This is a genomic window from Paenibacillus sp. Soil750 (genome assembly GCF_001428045.1).
In the GTDB taxonomy this organism is placed as follows: domain Bacteria; phylum Bacillota; class Bacilli; order Paenibacillales; family NBRC-103111; genus Paenibacillus_E; species Paenibacillus_E allorhizoplanae.
Genome location: NZ_LMSD01000005.1, coordinates 74,636 through 92,105, shown reverse-complemented (window position 1 = coordinate 92,105; position 17,470 = coordinate 74,636). Strand labels below are relative to the sequence as shown.

Genomic DNA, 17,470 nt, shown 5'->3' with positions numbered 1-17,470 from the left:
TTAAAAGGAGCTCGTTTCATGTGCAACCAGACGCTATAGACAAGGTCATAACCAACGCCATTAACGTCATGGAAAGCAGCAAATATCAATTATTTGAGATTGCTGAGTCATCACGCTTAGAGAAGGAGTCGCTTACTCGGGAGCTCAATGACATTAAGCATGAGACGGGTGTCACGATTGATCTCGTGGATATGTTAGAGAAAGAATACAAGCGGTCGCGGATCCGGCTTACGGAAGTCAGTCGAGATTTCAACAAGTATCGAGAAGAAGATATCAAGATTGCTTATGAAGCCGCTATCGCTTTTCAATTACAGCTAACCGTTGCGCGTGAAAAAGAGAATAATCTCAAGATCCGCCGCAATGATCTGCAGGTTCGCATGAAGAATGTGGACAAACAGGTAGAACGCGCCGAAACGATCGTCTCTCAGATGAATGTTGCATTGGAATACTTGTCAGGGGACCTCAATCAGTTAACACGTATTATTGAGTCTGCTAAGAATCGACAACTGCTGGGGCTCAAAATTATTTTGGCCCAAGAGGAAGAACGCAAACGAATCGCGCGCGAAATTCATGATGGTATGGCTCAAACCTTGGCGAACGTTGTGCTTCGGACTGAAATTGCCCATCGGATGCTCGTCAAGGAAGATATTTCTGCGGTGAAGGATGAGTTAATTGATTTAAAGGGACAAGTCAGAAATGGTCTTGAAGAGGTTCGCAAAATTATTTTCAACCTCCGACCAATGGCGCTCGATGATTTAGGGATTGTGCCTACATTACGGAAATATGTGCAGGATTTCGAAGACAAATATCGAATTCACACACAGTTTAACCTGGTCGGAAAAGAAACACGCATACCGTCTGGGTTGGAAATTGCCATTTTCCGCTTGGTGCAGGAAGCTTTATCGAATATAAACAAACATGCCAAAGCAACCTTCTTGTCTGTTGAACTCACGCTAGAACCAGATCAAGTACAGATTTACGTTGTAGATAACGGAATCGGCTTTGATGTTCCGCTAACAGAACTAAGAATAGCCAAGGGGAATAACTTTGGTTTACTGGGAATGAGAGAGCGTGTAGAGCTGCTAGAAGGTACCATGGTTCTGGAGTCCGAGAAAGATTCAGGAACAAAAATTACGATGCTCATCCCTATCGGCGGCGTTGGAGAGAACAAGGAGGAAAACTAGAATGGACAACACGGCGAGTCACAAACGCAATGTACATATTGTCATTGCAGACGATCATCAGCTTTTTCGTGAAGGTGTTAAACGGATCATTAATATGGAAGATGACATGGAAGTTATCGGTGAGTGTGGCGATGGCATCCAAGTCATTGAATTGTGTAATCAAATCACGCCCGATATCGTGCTCATGGACATTAATATGCCCCTGGAGAACGGTGTCATTGCAACAGAACGTCTGAAACTAATCTTTCCTGATATTAAAGTCATCATTTTATCTATTCATGATGATGAAAGCTATGTGTTTGAGACCCTTCGTAAAGGGGCTTCAGGTTACTTGCTGAAGGATATGGAAGCAGAATCGCTGATTAATGCCATTCGTTCTGTTGTTGCAGGACATGCCTACATTCATCCTAAGGTAACGGGTAAGCTAATCAATCAACTAAGACGGATGACGTATCTGGATGACGTTGGTGTGGTTGGTACGGGCACAGGCGTGAAGGATTCTGGATTGAAGTACATACATAATGCGAACAGCCCACTAACCAAAAGGGAAGCAGAAGTGCTTCGACTTATGGCGGAAGGCAAAAGCAATAAGCTGATTGGCGAGTTCTTGTACATCAGTGAGAAAACAGTGAAAAACCACGTAAGTAGTATTCTTCAAAAAATGGAAGTCGATGACCGCACGCAAGCGGTAATTATTGCAATCAAGAATGGTTGGGTAACATTGTAATTCGCTATCCTGCATTTCTGCGCCTATAGGAACCCCCCTTTGCACTACCGCATACACTGCAGGTAAGGGAGGGACCCGCTATGTGGATTGGATTGCTTTGTATCTTCGGTTGCTATGGCGTGAGCATTATTGTGCTACATCTCTTATTGGGTACCCGTAAGGGATTGAAGAAGAAACCTGCTACTGTATTACTTGTTACCAAAAACAATCAAAATCAAATTGAGTGGGTTATTCGCTCATTATTTTTCTTTTCGCGTGTAAGAGGCAACCAGGTCAAGGCTACGATTATTGACGAGGGGTCGTCTGACGATACAAGAGAGATCATTGAGCGTTTATCCCAAACGTATGCCTTAGAGTTGCGTTTACAGTCTGACTACGATGCCGTTGATCGTTTCCTAAGTCAGCATGACGAAGATCCTGTTGTACTTGTTCACCTCAGTAATAGGGAGGAACTCGTAAAGATTCCTGTTATCTGAGGGCAAACGCTTTCAATATAACCTACACACCTCAACCAACATACGCACCAAATAATTTGATGAAGAGAGTACGGTGAGGAATGAAAGTCCAGATTTATGCCGTTCGCAAGGGACATGTGTGGGAGTGGCAATTCACGATACATGCCCAGACAGATATCCAATATTGGTTCGAGCACTACGCAGCCGACGCCGGCCTCGTATTGTTCGAACCTTTTGTTTCGTTAGGGCAGGGGATTCGCCTGCTTGAAGGCTTAAGAAAGAGTAATGAGATTTCTCAGGATCATAGCGAGGTTCGGTTGCTTGCGATGGTAAAGCGGGAAGCGACGGCGCTTAGTATGGCTAATACGGATGAGATGTGTTCGGAAGTGATGGACTATACGTTTTGGCGGGACAAGCATATTCGTAGCTTTCAGCTACACGCGTCCACTTATATTAATCTCGTTGAAGCTTGCAGAGGGCGTTCGCTGTTGGTAGATGAGCTTCAGCAGCTAATAGAAGCCCCTGGTGTTGAGACGGCAAGGTTGTCGGGGTTGGAAGCTTCGTGGCCAGCCTATGTGCAACTCGCCTACCTCAATGGCGATGTGTCGCTCACGAGTGGCTTGCACATACAGGTAAAGCGTGAGTGGCGACGATGGCTCAGGAAGACTTCGCATTACGCTTGTAAACGCTGTGGAAGCGGAGAAGAGCGGATGTTCTGGTCGCCCTGCTTACATTGCGGACAAGATTGTCCCTATTGCGAGGAGTGCCTCACAATGGGCAGGGTACGATCCTGCTCCTTGCTTGTGCTCGGCGGCTCGGGTGATGCGCTGTCCACCGCTGCCGCAGAGGCTGCTGACGAATTACAAGCTTACATAGAGCCCTGGGGGCTCAGTGATGCTCAGACCCATGCTTCCCTTGAAGGGCTGCGTTACATCCAAGGCAAGCAGCCTAGTGGCCCAGGGAAGTTCCTCATCTGGGCCGTTACGGGCGCCGGGAAGACCGAAATGATCTTCCCGTTCATACACTACACCGCCGCTCGAGGCGGGCGCGTCCTTATCGCTACACCACGCAAGGACGTGGTGCTAGAGCTGCAACCGCGCATCCAGCGGGCGTTCGCTACATACAGCGTGGTAACGCTGTATGGCGGAAGCGAGCAGCGCTGGGAGCAAGGGCAAATCACCATCGCAACAACGCATCAGTTGTTGCGGTTTCATCAAGCTTTTGACCTCGTCATCATCGATGAAATCGATGCCTTCCCGTACCACAATAACCCCATGCTTAGCTATGCAGCAGAGAAAGTGTGTAAACCCAGCGGGACGAATATCCTGCTGTCAGCCACACCGCCCACTCGCGTTAGACACGCCGCCGAGCGCGGACGTCTGCCACATGTACGCGTCCCTGTCCGATTTCATAAACATCCCCTGCCAGTACCTCAATTGATATCTACGCCTACATTAAGAAAAAGCATCGTTTCCCAATCCATCCCGCAGTCGATTCAATCCCGATTAGAAGTATCTATTGAACGTGGAGCGCAAGTTTTTGTGTTCGTTCCGAATATTCAGCTCGTAGAGCCGATGGTCATGCTGCTGAGAGAGAAGTTGAGCAAGGCCAGTAAAAGCGCAGCGGTTCGCGTAGAGGGAACTTCCTCTAAGGATACTTCACGAACAGAGAAGGTACAGCTTTTTCGCAATCGGGAGATCCGTCTGCTCGTCACGACAACCATCCTCGAACGTGGGGTAACCGTGCCCCAGTCAGATGTTTTCGTTTTAGATGCAGACTCGAAGTTGTTCGATGAAGCCGCATTGGTTCAGATGGCAGGTCGTGCAGGGAGATCGAAAGATGACCCACATGGGAAGGTTTATTTGGCAGCTGCAGAAATAACAAAATCACAGAAAGAAGCCCTTCGACAGATACGCACGATGAATCGGATTGCACGAAAACAGGGCTTTCTACAAGGGGGCAAGGTATGAGTAGCTGGTGGAGGCATATTGGGAACATAATCTTCTCGCTATTAAGCCCTAGGCGGGAGGTGTGTTTATTGTGCAAACAGCTGACCAGTCTAGAGAGAGGTCAGTTGGGGCTTTGTTACACGTGCTACACTCGAATTCCATGGATTCGTAAGGTGATTTGTTTATCTTGTGGACGAGGTGAGTATTGTCCGGATTGTCGTCGGAAGCCGCATACCTATTTCGCTAAAAGCCGAAGTGCCGTTCGATATGATGAGACGATGAAAGAGCTGCTAGCCAGATATAAGTATCGAGGAGACGAGCGCTTGAAGGTAGTTTTCGGTCAGATGCTGGTTCATGCCTTTCAGCAACTTCGGCTGGATAGGGCAACGTCGTCAGCGAGGCAGGTTCGAGAGGTTATCACCTACGTGCCCGTAAGTGAGCAACGTATGCAAGAGCGTGGATTCAATCAAGCGGAGCAAATGGCGAGAGAGCTAGGCCGGCGAGTGGAACTCCCGGTCATCCGTTTACTCAATCGTTCTAAGCATACGGCAAAGCAGAGTTTTAAAAAGCGAAGCGAGCGGATCGACGATCTTGCGCACGTTTTTGAGTTTGATACCACAGAATTGGGAAAAATAATTGAATACGGGGAAGCCATTATCATTTATATCGTGGACGATGTGTACACAACGGGGAGTACGATGAATCAATGCGCGATGGTATTAAAAGAGGAAATGTCGATACCTGTCGAAATTTGCGGTTTAACATGGGCGAGATAAATGGGTCATAGACCTATTTTCACAAAAATAGTATTAGGCAAAAGCTGTCGAATTGCGGTAAACTGGAATTAAAAAGTGGAAACTGGGAATGCTGAAAAGGGGGACATACTGTGAGTATGAATGTGGCAAATTGTCCGCGTTGTGGGAAAATATATGTGAAGGGCTTCGTAGAGCTTTGTCCGAATTGCGTGAAGGAGCAGGAGCTGCAGTACGAGAAATGTTTGAAGTACCTGCGTGAGAACAAGAGTGTCAACATTTCTGAATTAAGCGAAGCGACTGGGGTTAGTATCAAGCAAATCACTAAGTTTGTTCGTGATGGTCGTATCTCCATTTATAATGCTCCGAACATGTCTTATCCGTGCGAGGTTTGTGGAACTCTCATTCGTGAGAACACGATTTGTGAGCTGTGCCGTCAGAAACTTGTGAAGGATGTTCATAACCATTCAGAGGATCAGCGGCGGGATGAAGAGCGGAGACAGCAAGAGAGTAGAGTTACTTATAATATTCATGATCGACTGAAAAATAAGCGCTAATTTGAAATAGGTCTATAGAGATATAAAGTTTTATATAGAAGATGCCGATAATAGTACTAACGATTATCGGTTTTTTATTTTTTTCAGGTCAGTGAACATAGGAGTGTATCGGTATGAAAATTAATGAGAATGGCCGCATCGGCGCTGTGAATCCGTATAAGAAAGCTGGAGAGGCAACACCCGCACAAGCTGCTGGTAAGAAAGGCAAAGTGAAGGATCAGGTTGAAATCTCTGCGGAAGCGAAGGAGCTTCTAGGAGCTTCAGGTAGCGCTCGTACGGAAGAACAAAGCCTCAGGATCGAGTCATTGAAGAATTCGGTTTCTTCAGGGACTTATCACGTAGATGCTAAGAAAATTGCAGAAAAGCTGCTCCCTTATTTGAAATAAGTGTTTACATAGATTTATAAGGATTAGGAGAACGCCATGTCTATTCAACCGTTGATTACGATATTGGAACAGCTTCTTGAGGCGCATGAATCGCTGCTGGAGCTTTCCAGAGAGAAGACCCAAGAACTCGTCAGCAACAATGTCAATCAACTTAATCTAATTGTGAATAAAGAGAGCAAGCTTGTCAGGCATATTAGTGAGCTAGATAAGCAGCGGTTTCATGAAATCGGTAAGTATCTCATTTCGCGCGGCTATAATCCGAATCCTCAAGTAACAGTGAGCGACTTGATTAGGTTGATTTTCAAAGCGGAAGAGAAACAAGCCCTTTTGCATGCACATAAGCAGCTTATAGTTGTTTTGGAGAAGTTGAAAGAGATCAATATATCCAATCAACAATTGATTCAGCAATCACTTTCATTTATAGATTATACCATTGACCTTGTGATGGGCCCCTCTGAAGAGGATGTCGTTTATCGGAATCCCACTCTTCAAAAGAGTGATAAGCGAATGGGGATGTTTGACAGAAGGGCATAGCTTCAAATCGGATCTGACTAAGAACATCTAGGGGGAATTGCTGTGGGATCTACATTCTCTGGCATTGAAATTTCAAAGCGAAGTCTATTCGCACAACAAACGGCATTGCAAACGACCGGACATAACGTAGCGAATGCGAACACGCAAGGATATACGAGACAAAGAGTAAATATGGTTGCTTCTCTCCCCTATGAACCTGCGAGCATGACAAGAAGTGCAGTGCCAGGTCAGTTGGGACAAGGTGTTGAATTCGATCAAATCAAGCGAGTTCGCGAGAAGTTTCTCGATACGCAATTTTATGATGAGAACAAGACGTTAGGCGAGTGGACCATTCGTCGAGATACCTTAGAGAAGTTGGAAGCTATCGTGAATGAACCTTCAGATACGGGGATCAGGCAAGTGGTGGAAGGGTTTTGGAGTGCTTGGCAGGATATGAGTAAGGAACCTGATAACCTGACAGCTCGTGCTGCACTTAAAGAGAAAGCGCTAGCCATGACCGATGCTTTTAATCATACAGGCAAGCAACTGGATGATCTATCTACGAATCTGACTGATAATATATCCGTTAAGGTTTCTGAAGCCAACACGATGTTGAAGCAAGTTGCTAATTTAAATAACGAAATTTTTAAAATAGAAGGATTGGGCAATAACGCAAACGATCTAAGAGATCAGAGGGATCTATTAGTTGATAACTTGTCCAAAATAGTGAATATAACCTCTATTGATACGTCTGGCGGATATACGTTAAGAATGGGCAGCGTTGAGCTAGTAAATGGAATTAATGTCACTAACCCAATTGATGCTAGTACAGTCGCTGCTAATTTGACATCAGGCGATCTGCAGAGCGGTGAGATCTATGGCATGCTAGTTTCCCGGGATCAATACTTAGAAAGTTATAAATTTCAATTCAATTCCATGGTTAAGGCACTTGTTCAAGGCCCGGTATCGATAACGTTGCCTGCAGGCTCGGTAATCCCGGCTGGAGCAACACTGACCGGAGCGACACCAGGAACGACCCTAGCAGCCGACACGAAAGTCACGGTCAACGGAATTAACGGTCTGCACGCATTAGGATATACGTTGGAAGATCCACCGAAAAGCGGAATTCCATTCTTTACTTTAAAAGAAGGTGCAACTGAGTTTAATGCAAACAGCCTTACCGTAAATCCTGAAATCGTCAAGAAAGTGGCTAATATTGCTGCTTCTTCTCGTACGTATGTGGATACCGATGGTAATACCAAAGTAGTCAGAGGGAATAACGATATCGCATTAGCGTTGGCGTCTTTCCAGAATCAGAAATTTGACTTTGATCCAAGTTCTAACGGAACACCACTATTGACTAGCGGTACGTTCGATGAGTTCCTTCGTGCTATTGTAGGGCAGCTGGGTGTGCAGTCACAAGAAGCTACAAGACAAACGACGAACCAACAAGCACTTGTGGATCAGGTCGATTCAAGAAGGCAGTCCGTTAGCGGTGTATCTTTAGATGAAGAGATGGCGGACATGATTAAATATCAACACGCCTACAACGCTGCGGCTAGATCATTAACCACATTTGATGAAATGCTGGATAAAGTAATTAATGGCATGGGAACGGTCGGCAGATAATTATTTTAAATTAAAGGTGGGGACTCAATGCCAACCAGAATCACGCAAACGATGATTAATACCCAGATGGTTCGAAATTTGGGAACGAATCTCAATCGTATGGATAACCTGCAGAACCAGTTAGCGACTGGAAGAAGAATAAATAAGCCATCGGATGACCCGGTTGGACTTAGCTTTGCTATGAGATACCGTAGTGAGTTGTCTGCGAATGATCAATACCAAGCGAATGTGGAGTCGGCTACATCTTGGTTGGATTATACAGATTCGACGCTTGGCAAGGCAAATGAGGTCCTTCAGCGAGTACGCGAGCTTACTGTTTCTGCGGCTAATGGATCAAACCCACAAACGGCTGAAGACGCTATTAATAGCGAAATCAAGCAGCTATACAGCCAACTCGTTGAGCTCGGTAATAGTGAATTTAATGGTAAACATGTATTCAATGGACAGTTGACGGATTTAGCACCTTATACGGAGGAAAATGCAGCTATAACCGATGCGGATAACTCAGCCATTCAATATGAAATTGGTGCAGGTGTACGGATTTCCGTTAATATTACAGGTGAACAAGTGTTTGGCAAGTCAACAGATGCAGACAATGCGTTTAAAATTATGCAAGATTTAATGACCGCTATGGGGACAAGTGATTTTAAGGGGATCAGTGATGGTCTGGCACGTCTGGATACCAGAATGGAAAGCTTCTTATCCGTGCGTGCTGATGTAGGGGCCAAGATGAACCGTGTAGATTTATCTAATGAACGCCTGAAAGATATTAATACTAATCTACAGACTCTGCAAACGCGAGTGGAAGATGTAGATGTTGCCGAAGCGATGACAAACCTCAAAACTTCGCAGAATGTGTATGAAGCGTCCTTGTCGATAGGTTCACAGATTATACGTCCAAGTCTAGTTGATTTTCTCAAATAAGGCGGTGTAGGTCATGTCGTCCGTTCCTTTAATTAGACTTGATATTCAGTCTGGCCGAATTGGCATAGATGTTCAGCGAGGACAGTGGGATATTCGTCAGCCTAAAGCTGACATGGAGATGCATACAACTCCACTAACAATGGAAATACGCTCTCCTCAAGGGGAGCTGCACATTGATCAGAGTGCTGCTTGGGATGCCTTAGGGATGGGAAGCCACACGACCTTTATGAATCGCATTTACAGCGAGTCGAAGAATATAGCTCTACAGGGAATCGCAAGCATTGTAGAAAAGGGGAATCGACTAGCAGCCATACATAAGGGCGGAAGCCCGATTGCTGATTTAGCAGCACAACGCGCTTTTGAACCAAGCAGCATGAACTATCTGGGTGAAGCTTCTTACGATAACGTTGACCTGGATTATACGGCGAACAAGGTTGAGATCAATGTGAATCCAGGTAGTGTTGACATACAAATCACACCGCATCAAGCTGAAATCACCTACACGCCTGGCAAGGTTTCGATTTATATGCAGCAATATCCGAAGGTTGAGATGATTCCACCTGAAATCGACATGAAAGTATGATTGCCCAACAATGTAGGGTATAGTTTAAACTGTAGATTGCCTAATCTATAGTTTTTTTGTTTATACTTTAACCACTAATCCATATAGGAGTTGCCACTCATGAATATAACCACGTTGCAGTTCGGTGAATTAACGATTGCTGAGAAGGAGGTCTTCACTTTTCCTCAGGGTATTCCAGGGTTTGAGCAGAATATCAGTTACATCTTCATTCAACCGGATATGGAATCACCATTTATTTTCTTGCAGTGTGTGGATAATGGGGATGTAGCCCTGTTATTAACGAATCCATTCGAGTTCTTCCCTGATTATGACCTCGAATTATCAGATACTGTCGTTACGGAGTTGGGGATTGAAAGCAAAGAAGATGTGGCAGTTTGGTCGGTTGTGTCCGTAGGAGCACAGTTGGAAGAAGCGACTTTAAACTTATTAGCGCCCATCATTGTGAATGTAAATACGAGATTAGGGAAGCAGGTCATCCTTCATGGCTCTTCCTATAACGCCAAACATAAATTGATGCAATCGGTTCCATCCGATAACAAATAAGGGGTGACAGGCATGCTTGTTCTAACTCGTAAAAAAGGCGAAGCCATTATGATAGGCGATCATATTGAACTTATCGTGTTGGGTACGGAAGGGGATACAGTTCGGTTGGGTATTTCAGCTCCTAAAAGTGTTGAAGTATTCCGAAAAGAGATCTACCTATCTATTCAGCAAGCTAATAAGGATGCCCTTGGCAGCGCATCAAATTATAATGGTCTCAATGAAATGTTCAAAAAAACGAGAAAAACAGAGTAAATGGGCTAAGTATGGGCGAAATGAAATGATATCTAAGACTTTATAGTTGTTAATGTCGGAATTTCGCGAAAATAGGACTTCAGAAATAGTCGCCCCCTGTCGATATTAATAGTATGAGCGATTCCAAGGGCGGCCGACCTGGAAGAAACGCTAATCCACATGGATGTGGAATTCATATATTCAGGGAGGAATTACCAATGAGAATTAATCACAACGTAACAGCACAAAACACGCACCGTCAATTGTCCACAAACACAGCTAACCAAAGCAAATCCATCGAGAAATTGTCTTCCGGTCTTCGTATCAACCGTGCAGGTGACGACGCAGCTGGTCTTGCAATCTCCGAAAAAATGCGCGGTCAAATCCGTGGTCTAGATCAAGCTTCCCGTAACGCGCAAGATGGTATCTCCATGATCCAAACAGCTGAGGGTGCATTGAACGAAACTCACGACATTCTTCAACGTATGCGTGAATTGGCTGTACAATCTTCAAACGGTACGAACACTGATGCTGACCGTAAAAGCATTCAATCAGAAGTAAACCAACTATCGGATGAAATCAACCGTATTGGTAATACAACTGAGTTCAATACACAAAAACTAATCAATGGTGCAAAAGACAAAACAGAAGCAACTGCTGCTGTTAAAGATGGCGCATCCATTGCTAAAATTGGCGCTGGTGCTGATAAATTTACTGTTAGAACTACAGCAACTTCAGGTACTGGTGTTGGTGCAGCTGTTAGTGCAGCAGTAACAATTCATGACGGTACTGTTGGTAGTTACACAAGTGGTAAAGTGACAACTGGTGGAGCAGGGACTGAGTTATCCGCTGCTGTTTTACCTGGATCAAATGAGCTTACTGTTCAAATTGGTAACACAGTACGTACTGTTACATTTGCTGGTGGTGCAGACAACGATGCATTAGCAGCAAACATGCAAGCTGCACTTCGCACAGCTTTCCAAGCAACAGCAGCTGGTGCAGGTGGCGGAGCTGGTAATACTGGCGCAGCAACAACTGATGCGGCTAATATTACTGTAGCGATGGTAGGGAATAAACTTGTAATTACAGATGGTGCTCTAGACAAAGGTGCTGACAGCAAAATTAGCATCGTAGGTGGTAACGCAGCTACAGTTCTATTTAATGGAACTAGTGGTGCAGGTGCTGACGTAGCTGCTAATGGTAATGCTGCTAACAATCAAATGGTTGTTAACTACACGAAAGACGGCGGAGCAACAACTAAATCTTTAACATTAACATTAGCAAATGGTACTTATAACAGTCCAGACCTTCTAGCAGCAGAACTACAAACACAATTTGATACAGCTGCTGGAGCGGATGCTGACGCTACAACTGTTGCGGGTGATGTTACTTTCACTTCTGCTGCAGCACTAGGAAGCTCGATCCAAATTGGGACTGCCGCTGCAAGTGCAGGTAAAGATAATGGTGTTACTTCCTTCACTGGTACTGCTGCAGGTCTTTCAGGACTGTCAAGCGCTACTCTTACAGCAGGTCTTGCAAAAAATGATGATATTTCTGTTAATATTGATGGAAATACATACAGTGTTACATTGGCAGCTGGGGACTACACAGACAAAGACATCTTGGCAAGTGCATTGAAAACAGGCATTAACACTAAAATTCAAGCTTGGAATACAGCTAATCCGACCCAACCTCAAAGAGAGCTTGTTGATATTAAAGCACTTGCTGTAGCTGATACGGATCGTGTTCGTTTCGAAGTTACAAGTGGTAAAGAAGGCGCAGCTAGCCAGATTACATTTGGTACAGTAGTAGGAAGCTCAGGAGCAGCAGATCTTGGTTTTAACACAGTTTCAGCTACAGGAGCTGCTGGGGCAGATGCATCCGTTAGCTTCCAAATCGGTGCTAACAGTGGTCAAGCTATGAACGTGGCAATTGCCGACATGCGTTCTAAAGCACTTGGATTGACTTCTAGCTCAGCTGCAGCGGGACAAACAGATACACTATTAGATGGTAGTGTAGCTGATGTTACTTACGGAACAAGCACAGTTAAGAATGGTTCTGCCACTGAGTATGTACTTGACGTAAGCACAGCAGCTTCTGCATCTAAAGCTATCACTATCATTAACAATGCAATCGAAGTTGTTTCCCAACAACGTAGTAACCTAGGTGCTGTTCAAAACCGTTTGGATCACACAATCAACAACTTGAACACATCTTCCGAGAACTTGACTTCCGCTGAATCCCGTATTCGTGACGTTGATATGGCGAAAGAAATGATGAACCAATCCAAAAACAGTATCCTTGCACAAGCAGCTCAAGCAATGCTTGCACAAGCAAACCAACAACCACAAGGCGTTCTTCAATTGCTTCGTGGCTAATCTTAGCCCTACGGAAGGGGACTCTAGACTCTCTAGAGTCTCCTTTTTTTAATTCGTAAGACTTTGGAAAGGGTGACCAGTAGATGGATATTGCAGGTATGTCTATGGTAATGAGCCAATCTAACTTAATGCAAGATGCGAGCCTATCCGTGATGAGAATTGCCATGGATACGGCGCAAATACAAGCAACGAATATGACGGAAATGTTAAGTCAATCCAGTTCCATTCAGCGGTCCGTACAGCCTCATCTTGGCGGTAGTGTGGACATTAGAGGGTAGACCATCTACATCCGTATAAAGGATTGCAAATAATAGGTTTTTTGACCTTAGCAGGGCTTCTTTTTATGGGGAAGCCTTTTTTGCTATTCATAAAAGACAAGTTTCGACCGATAAACACAATATATGATTTCTACAGGGACACAGCTATGGGTGCTGTTAGTTTTATAGATGATGGAGGTATGGTCTGATGACGACAATCAATCGAATTAGCGGGATGGCTTCGGGGCTTGATACAGATGCACTCGTGAAGAAAATGATGGATGCTGAGAGTGTTAAATTAAACAAGATGAAGCAAAATCAGCAAAAATACACCTGGCAAAGTGATGGTTACCGTCAATGGAATAGTGACTTGTTCGCTTTTAGAAGTAATACATTATTTAATATGAAGCTCTCAAGCACGTATAGTACATTCTCAACAACCACTACGAATGCGGATTCAATGAGTGGAGTAGCTACAGCTGATGCTATTGAGGGAACTTATAGTTATGAAGTTTCGAAACTTGCCCAATCCGCAACTATGAAATCTAATCTCGTTGTTGATCAAAATGCAGCATTAACAAATACGCCAACAAACCTGACACTTAAGGTGACAAACCAAGCAGGCAAACAAATCACGGCAACGGTCGCAATTAGTGCGACAGATAAAATGGCAGACGTCATTACGAAAATTAACGGAGCGAAAGACGCATCTGGCAATAATCTAGAGGTGAAGGCGATCTATGACGCTACGCTCAAACAGTTTATTTTGAAAACGAAAGAGACTGGCGCTAACACAAAAATCGCGATTTCTGCGGATCAAGCTGGCTTTTTAGATACTACTCTCGGTTTTGCCGGGTCTGCCGCGGTTGATTATAAGAACGGTTATAACGGAAGTGCTGGTTCCTATGCAACGACTACAGCAACCAGTGGCTTGTCGAATGCCAATCTAGCACAAGATGCGGTAGTTAAATTTAACGGTACAAACGTAACATCGGCAAACAATACGGTCAAAATAATGGGAGTCAATTACACGCTTAAGAATGTTACGACAACTGCTCAGTCCGTTACTATTGCTAGCGATATCGATGCAGAAGTAAAGAATATCAAAGATTTTGTAAGTAAATACAACGAGATGTTAGATAAGCTCAATAAAGCAATTAACGAAACGGTCTACAAGGATTTTCAGCCTCTATCCGATGAACAAAGAGCAGCAATGTCAGAAGATCAGATCAAAGCATGGGAAAGTAAAGCCAAGAGTGGGTTGTTTCGTAATGACAGCAGCTTAAAAGAACTGGTTAATACTATGCGAAATCATATGACATCCAGGGTTGATAACGGAAGTCAGTACAATTCACTTTCCTCCATAGGTATCGCTTCCAGTAACTATTCGGATAAAGGAAAGCTTTATATCGATGAGACGAAACTACGCGCAGCGATTCAAGCAGATCCAGAAGCTGTTAAAAACTTATTCTCCCAACCTTATACGGTGACAGACAGTGCAAAAACAGGATTGCTTGTCCGGGTATTTGATGATTTCCAAACAGCCTATACGAAAATTAAGGATAAAGCAGGAAGTGCTGGAAGCTCCCAATATGATCAAAGTGTAATTGGAAAGCTGATGGTCAAGACGTTAAAGGACATTAATAACGAGTCAGATCGCCTAACCGGTAAAGAAAAGTCCTATTATGCAAAGTTTACTGCGATGGAGAAGTATTTAACGGCCTACAATTCCCAAAGCAGTTACCTCACGCAATCCTTATCTTCAAATAGCGGCTAAACGTTCGACAGCTCTTCATATTAGAACGTTTTCCACCGATATTAGTAGTAACTATTATTTTAGGAGGTCTTTGCTTTGAGTATGAACCCACCGATTGGAAATGTTCCAAAGCCTAGCGTTAACGTAGCTCCTGCAGCACCTAAAGTTTCGAGCAATGACGGCATTCAAAGTGTTCATGATTTAAAGCAAGCGCAAGCGCAAGGTCAGAATATTCCTATCAGTGAACAGCAGCTTGTAAAGGCTATCGAGCGTGCGATTAAAGCCGTAGAAGGTACTTCTACTACACTAGATTTCTCAATTCACGAACAGACGAAACATATTATTGTTAGAGTATTAGACAAAAGCAATGGTGAACTTATTAGGGAGATCCCGAATGAGAAATCGCTTGATTTCCTAGCTAGAGTTTGGGAGATGGCTGGAGTTATGGTAGATGAGCGCAGGTAATAAGCGAATAAGACAAGACTTTAGGGGGTATTTGCATGATTTCGGCGCAGCAGAATAAGTATATGCAAAATTCAATTCAAACAGCGAGCCCAGCTCAGCTGCTCATCATGTTATCAGATGGTGCTATCCGATATTGTAAGCAAGCCATTGAGGCACTCTCGCAGAAGAATTACCAAGATGCTAATAACTATCTGATGAGAGTACAAGACATCATCCAAGAGTTTATTATCACTTTGGATAAGAAAGCTCCTGTAGCTGACGAGTTGCTACGCTTATATGATTATTTCCTCTTCCGACTAGTCGAAGCGAATACTAAGAAGCAGGTGGAATCCGCCGAGGAAGTTTTAGGCTATCTAGTGGAACTGAAAGAAACGTGGGTTCAAGCAGCGAAGCTTTCATTAGCGTCGAAGCATGGATAAGCTTCTCCAAACGCTACAGCGGATAACGCAAGCAATCATCGTAGAGCTGGATCAGATGGATGATGAGCAGTTTGCAAGTTTTGTCGAGGAGAGGCAACTCATTATTGACCAACTTCAATCGATGAATCAGAGCTTTAATGATCAGCAAAAGCTGGTGATTAAGGATATTCTCCAATATGATGAGGCGATTGTGAGACGGATGCAGCAATTAAAGGATGAAGCCAAAAGCGGCATCGATAAAATAGAACGGGCTCGTGTGCATAACAATGCGTATGAGCAACCCTATGCACAGGAAAGTTACTTCTTCGACAGAAAGAAATAACCTAGCCACACAAACCTTTTGCCGCGGCAGGAGGTTTTTTCTTTTATCCCCTGTTTTCCTCAAACCCCTACAGCAATCCGTGGATAAACAATCCGATCTGGCCCCACCATGTGAATAAATGAACTGTTTTAGCGCGAGTTATCCATAATTCTCTCCATTCATCCTGTGGATAATGTGCATAAACCTGTTAATAACTTTGTTAATAACATGTAAAGAAGGCCGTCATGACAGGATTCTACAAATTCTGCAGTTATCCACGGGTTGTAAATACTTGAATTTTCTAAATATTCTATTTAATTAAAAGTTAGAAATTGACAGGTCAAGCAGGTAGATGGTATAGTCGAAATGTAAGGGTTTTCATTTCTCGCTCTTATCATTTATATTTTTTAAAACGAAAGGATTGTGTACGATATGCAAGGTAAAGTGAAATGGTTTAACGCAGAAAAAGGCTATGGGTTCATTGAGCGCGAAGATGGTGGGGATGTATTCGTTCATTTCTCCGCGATTCAGTCCGAAGGGTTCAAAACTCTAGACGAAGGTCAAGCTGTTGAGTTTGATATCGTAGAAGGCGCGCGCGGACCACAAGCTGCAAACGTAAGCAGACTATAATTATTTGGCACGTATTGTGCCATCGCATACAACGATGAACAAATCACCCTGGGGACATACTCTGGGGTGTTTTTTATATTTTGCCTAGAAAGTTTAGCTCGGAATTTAAAGGAATTATGAAGATTGAGTGGAATGTAGTATAATGTAAGAAGGAAGGGAGATGTTTAACTATGGAAATTAGCATTCGCGGAGAACACCTTGAAGTTACTGAAGCCCTCGGAGACTATGTCGACAAGAAGTTGAATAGACTAGAGAGGTATTTTGAAGCTCCCCTTACATCCGATGTACAAGTAAAGCTAAGCGTGGTTAAAGGTCTTCAGGCCATCGAAGTAAGCATCCCATTAACAGGCGTGCTACTGCGAGCTGAAGAACGCAACACAGACATGTACGCATCCATTGATCTGGTTGTGGACAAATTAGAGCGTCAAATCCGTAAGCACAAGACCAAGACGAATCGTAAAATTCGCCAAGATGGCGGCAAACGTGATTTGTTCAAGGTAGAAGTCGCGGCAGCTTCCTATATGGAAGAAGAAGAGGACTTCGAACTGGTGCGTAACAAACGCTTCAATCTGAAGCCGATGGATGTGGAAGAAGCGATTCTCCAAATGAATATGGTGGGTCATAACTTCTTTGTCTTCTCGAACATGGAGACAGACACAGTCAATGTGGTCTACAAACGAGACGACGGTAAGTACGGTTTAATCGAACCAGCGATGTAATGCATAAACAAATTGCCTAATACATTCAATAACATTCCTATACAAAATGATCAAGTGAGCTTAATTCGATATCATCGGATTAAGCTCTTTCCTTTAGCACATGAAGTCATAA

At 43.9% G+C, this 17,470-nt stretch carries 21 protein-coding genes; all 21 read left to right on the top strand.

Annotated features, from left to right (window positions below; genetic code table 11):
* Nucleotides 1-20: 20 nt before the first annotated feature.
* The 21 genes from ASL11_RS06945 to hpf all read left to right on the top strand — a co-directional run bounded on the left by ASL11_RS06945 (nt 21) and on the right by hpf (nt 17,358).
* Nucleotides 21-1,184, top strand: a complete 1,164-nt coding sequence (locus ASL11_RS06945; RefSeq protein ID WP_082595309.1) for a sensor histidine kinase — start codon at nt 21-23, stop codon at nt 1,182-1,184.
* Nucleotide 1,185: 1 nt separating this feature from the next.
* Nucleotides 1,186-1,911: a response regulator gene (locus ASL11_RS06940; protein ID WP_056611570.1), complete on the top strand. Its 726-nt coding sequence runs from the start codon at nt 1,186-1,188 to the stop codon at nt 1,909-1,911.
* 80 nt (nt 1,912-1,991) lie between these two features.
* Nucleotides 1,992-2,387, top strand: coding sequence for a hypothetical protein (locus ASL11_RS06935; RefSeq protein WP_056611567.1), 396 nt, complete (start codon nt 1,992-1,994; stop codon nt 2,385-2,387).
* 80 nt (nt 2,388-2,467) lie between these two features.
* Entirely contained in the window at nt 2,468-4,336 is a 1,869-nt protein-coding gene (locus ASL11_RS06930) for a DEAD/DEAH box helicase (protein WP_063795494.1), read from the top strand.
* Nucleotides 4,337-4,395: 59 nt separating this feature from the next.
* Nucleotides 4,396-5,091, top strand: a complete 696-nt coding sequence (locus ASL11_RS06925; protein ID WP_442953026.1) for a ComF family protein — start codon at nt 4,396-4,398, stop codon at nt 5,089-5,091.
* A 116-nt stretch (nt 5,092-5,207) separates the two neighbouring features.
* Nucleotides 5,208-5,624 (top strand): TIGR03826 family flagellar region protein, encoded by a 417-nt coding sequence (locus tag ASL11_RS06920; protein ID WP_056611810.1) that lies wholly within the window; start codon nt 5,208-5,210, stop codon nt 5,622-5,624.
* Nucleotides 5,625-5,737: 113 nt separating this feature from the next.
* Nucleotides 5,738-6,010 (top strand): flagellar biosynthesis anti-sigma factor FlgM, encoded by a 273-nt coding sequence (gene flgM, locus ASL11_RS06915; protein WP_056611561.1) that lies wholly within the window; start codon nt 5,738-5,740, stop codon nt 6,008-6,010.
* A gap of 36 nt (nt 6,011-6,046) precedes the next feature.
* Nucleotides 6,047-6,544, top strand: a complete 498-nt coding sequence (locus ASL11_RS06910) for a flagellar protein FlgN (RefSeq protein WP_056611558.1) — start codon at nt 6,047-6,049, stop codon at nt 6,542-6,544.
* A gap of 42 nt (nt 6,545-6,586) precedes the next feature.
* A complete protein-coding gene (flgK, locus tag ASL11_RS06905) occupies nt 6,587-8,152 on the top strand; it encodes a flagellar hook-associated protein FlgK (protein WP_056611555.1) in 1,566 nt (521 codons plus the stop codon).
* 27 nt (nt 8,153-8,179) lie between these two features.
* The gene (gene flgL, locus ASL11_RS06900) at nt 8,180-9,076 is read left to right on the top strand and encodes a flagellar hook-associated protein FlgL (RefSeq protein WP_056611553.1); all 897 of its coding nucleotides are present in this window, start codon (nt 8,180-8,182) and stop codon (nt 9,074-9,076) included.
* A 13-nt stretch (nt 9,077-9,089) separates the two neighbouring features.
* On the top strand, nt 9,090-9,659 hold the full coding sequence (locus ASL11_RS06895) for a DUF6470 family protein (protein ID WP_056611550.1): 570 nt from the start codon (nt 9,090-9,092) through the stop codon (nt 9,657-9,659).
* Nucleotides 9,660-9,758: 99 nt separating this feature from the next.
* The gene (gene fliW, locus ASL11_RS06890; protein ID WP_056611547.1) at nt 9,759-10,202 is read left to right on the top strand and encodes a flagellar assembly protein FliW; all 444 of its coding nucleotides are present in this window, start codon (nt 9,759-9,761) and stop codon (nt 10,200-10,202) included.
* A gap of 12 nt (nt 10,203-10,214) precedes the next feature.
* On the top strand, nt 10,215-10,454 hold the full coding sequence (gene csrA / locus ASL11_RS06885; protein WP_056611544.1) for a carbon storage regulator CsrA: 240 nt from the start codon (nt 10,215-10,217) through the stop codon (nt 10,452-10,454).
* A gap of 197 nt (nt 10,455-10,651) precedes the next feature.
* Nucleotides 10,652-12,811 (top strand): flagellin N-terminal helical domain-containing protein, encoded by a 2,160-nt coding sequence (locus tag ASL11_RS37980; RefSeq protein ID WP_056611541.1) that lies wholly within the window; start codon nt 10,652-10,654, stop codon nt 12,809-12,811.
* 83 nt (nt 12,812-12,894) lie between these two features.
* Nucleotides 12,895-13,089, top strand: coding sequence for a YjfB family protein (locus tag ASL11_RS06875; RefSeq protein ID WP_056611539.1), 195 nt, complete (start codon nt 12,895-12,897; stop codon nt 13,087-13,089).
* 187 nt (nt 13,090-13,276) lie between these two features.
* Complete coding sequence (gene fliD, locus ASL11_RS06870; protein ID WP_056611536.1) at nt 13,277-14,845, top strand: flagellar filament capping protein FliD; 1,569 nt, start codon at nt 13,277-13,279, stop codon at nt 14,843-14,845.
* Between the two features lie 81 nt (nt 14,846-14,926).
* Nucleotides 14,927-15,289: a flagellar protein FlaG gene (locus tag ASL11_RS06865; protein ID WP_063795501.1), complete on the top strand. Its 363-nt coding sequence runs from the start codon at nt 14,927-14,929 to the stop codon at nt 15,287-15,289.
* A gap of 35 nt (nt 15,290-15,324) precedes the next feature.
* On the top strand, nt 15,325-15,708 hold the full coding sequence (fliS, locus tag ASL11_RS06860) for a flagellar export chaperone FliS (RefSeq protein ID WP_056611533.1): 384 nt from the start codon (nt 15,325-15,327) through the stop codon (nt 15,706-15,708).
* Nucleotides 15,701-16,030, top strand: coding sequence for a flagellar protein FliT (locus ASL11_RS06855; RefSeq protein ID WP_056611529.1), 330 nt, complete (start codon nt 15,701-15,703; stop codon nt 16,028-16,030). Before fliS ends, ASL11_RS06855 begins: the two co-directional genes overlap by 8 nt.
* Before the next feature lie 411 nt (nt 16,031-16,441).
* A complete protein-coding gene (locus ASL11_RS06850) occupies nt 16,442-16,639 on the top strand; it encodes a cold shock domain-containing protein (protein ID WP_028556842.1) in 198 nt (65 codons plus the stop codon).
* Between the two features lie 170 nt (nt 16,640-16,809).
* On the top strand, nt 16,810-17,358 hold the full coding sequence (gene hpf / locus ASL11_RS06845; RefSeq protein ID WP_056611526.1) for a ribosome hibernation-promoting factor, HPF/YfiA family: 549 nt from the start codon (nt 16,810-16,812) through the stop codon (nt 17,356-17,358).
* Nucleotides 17,359-17,470: the final 112 nt, after the last annotated feature.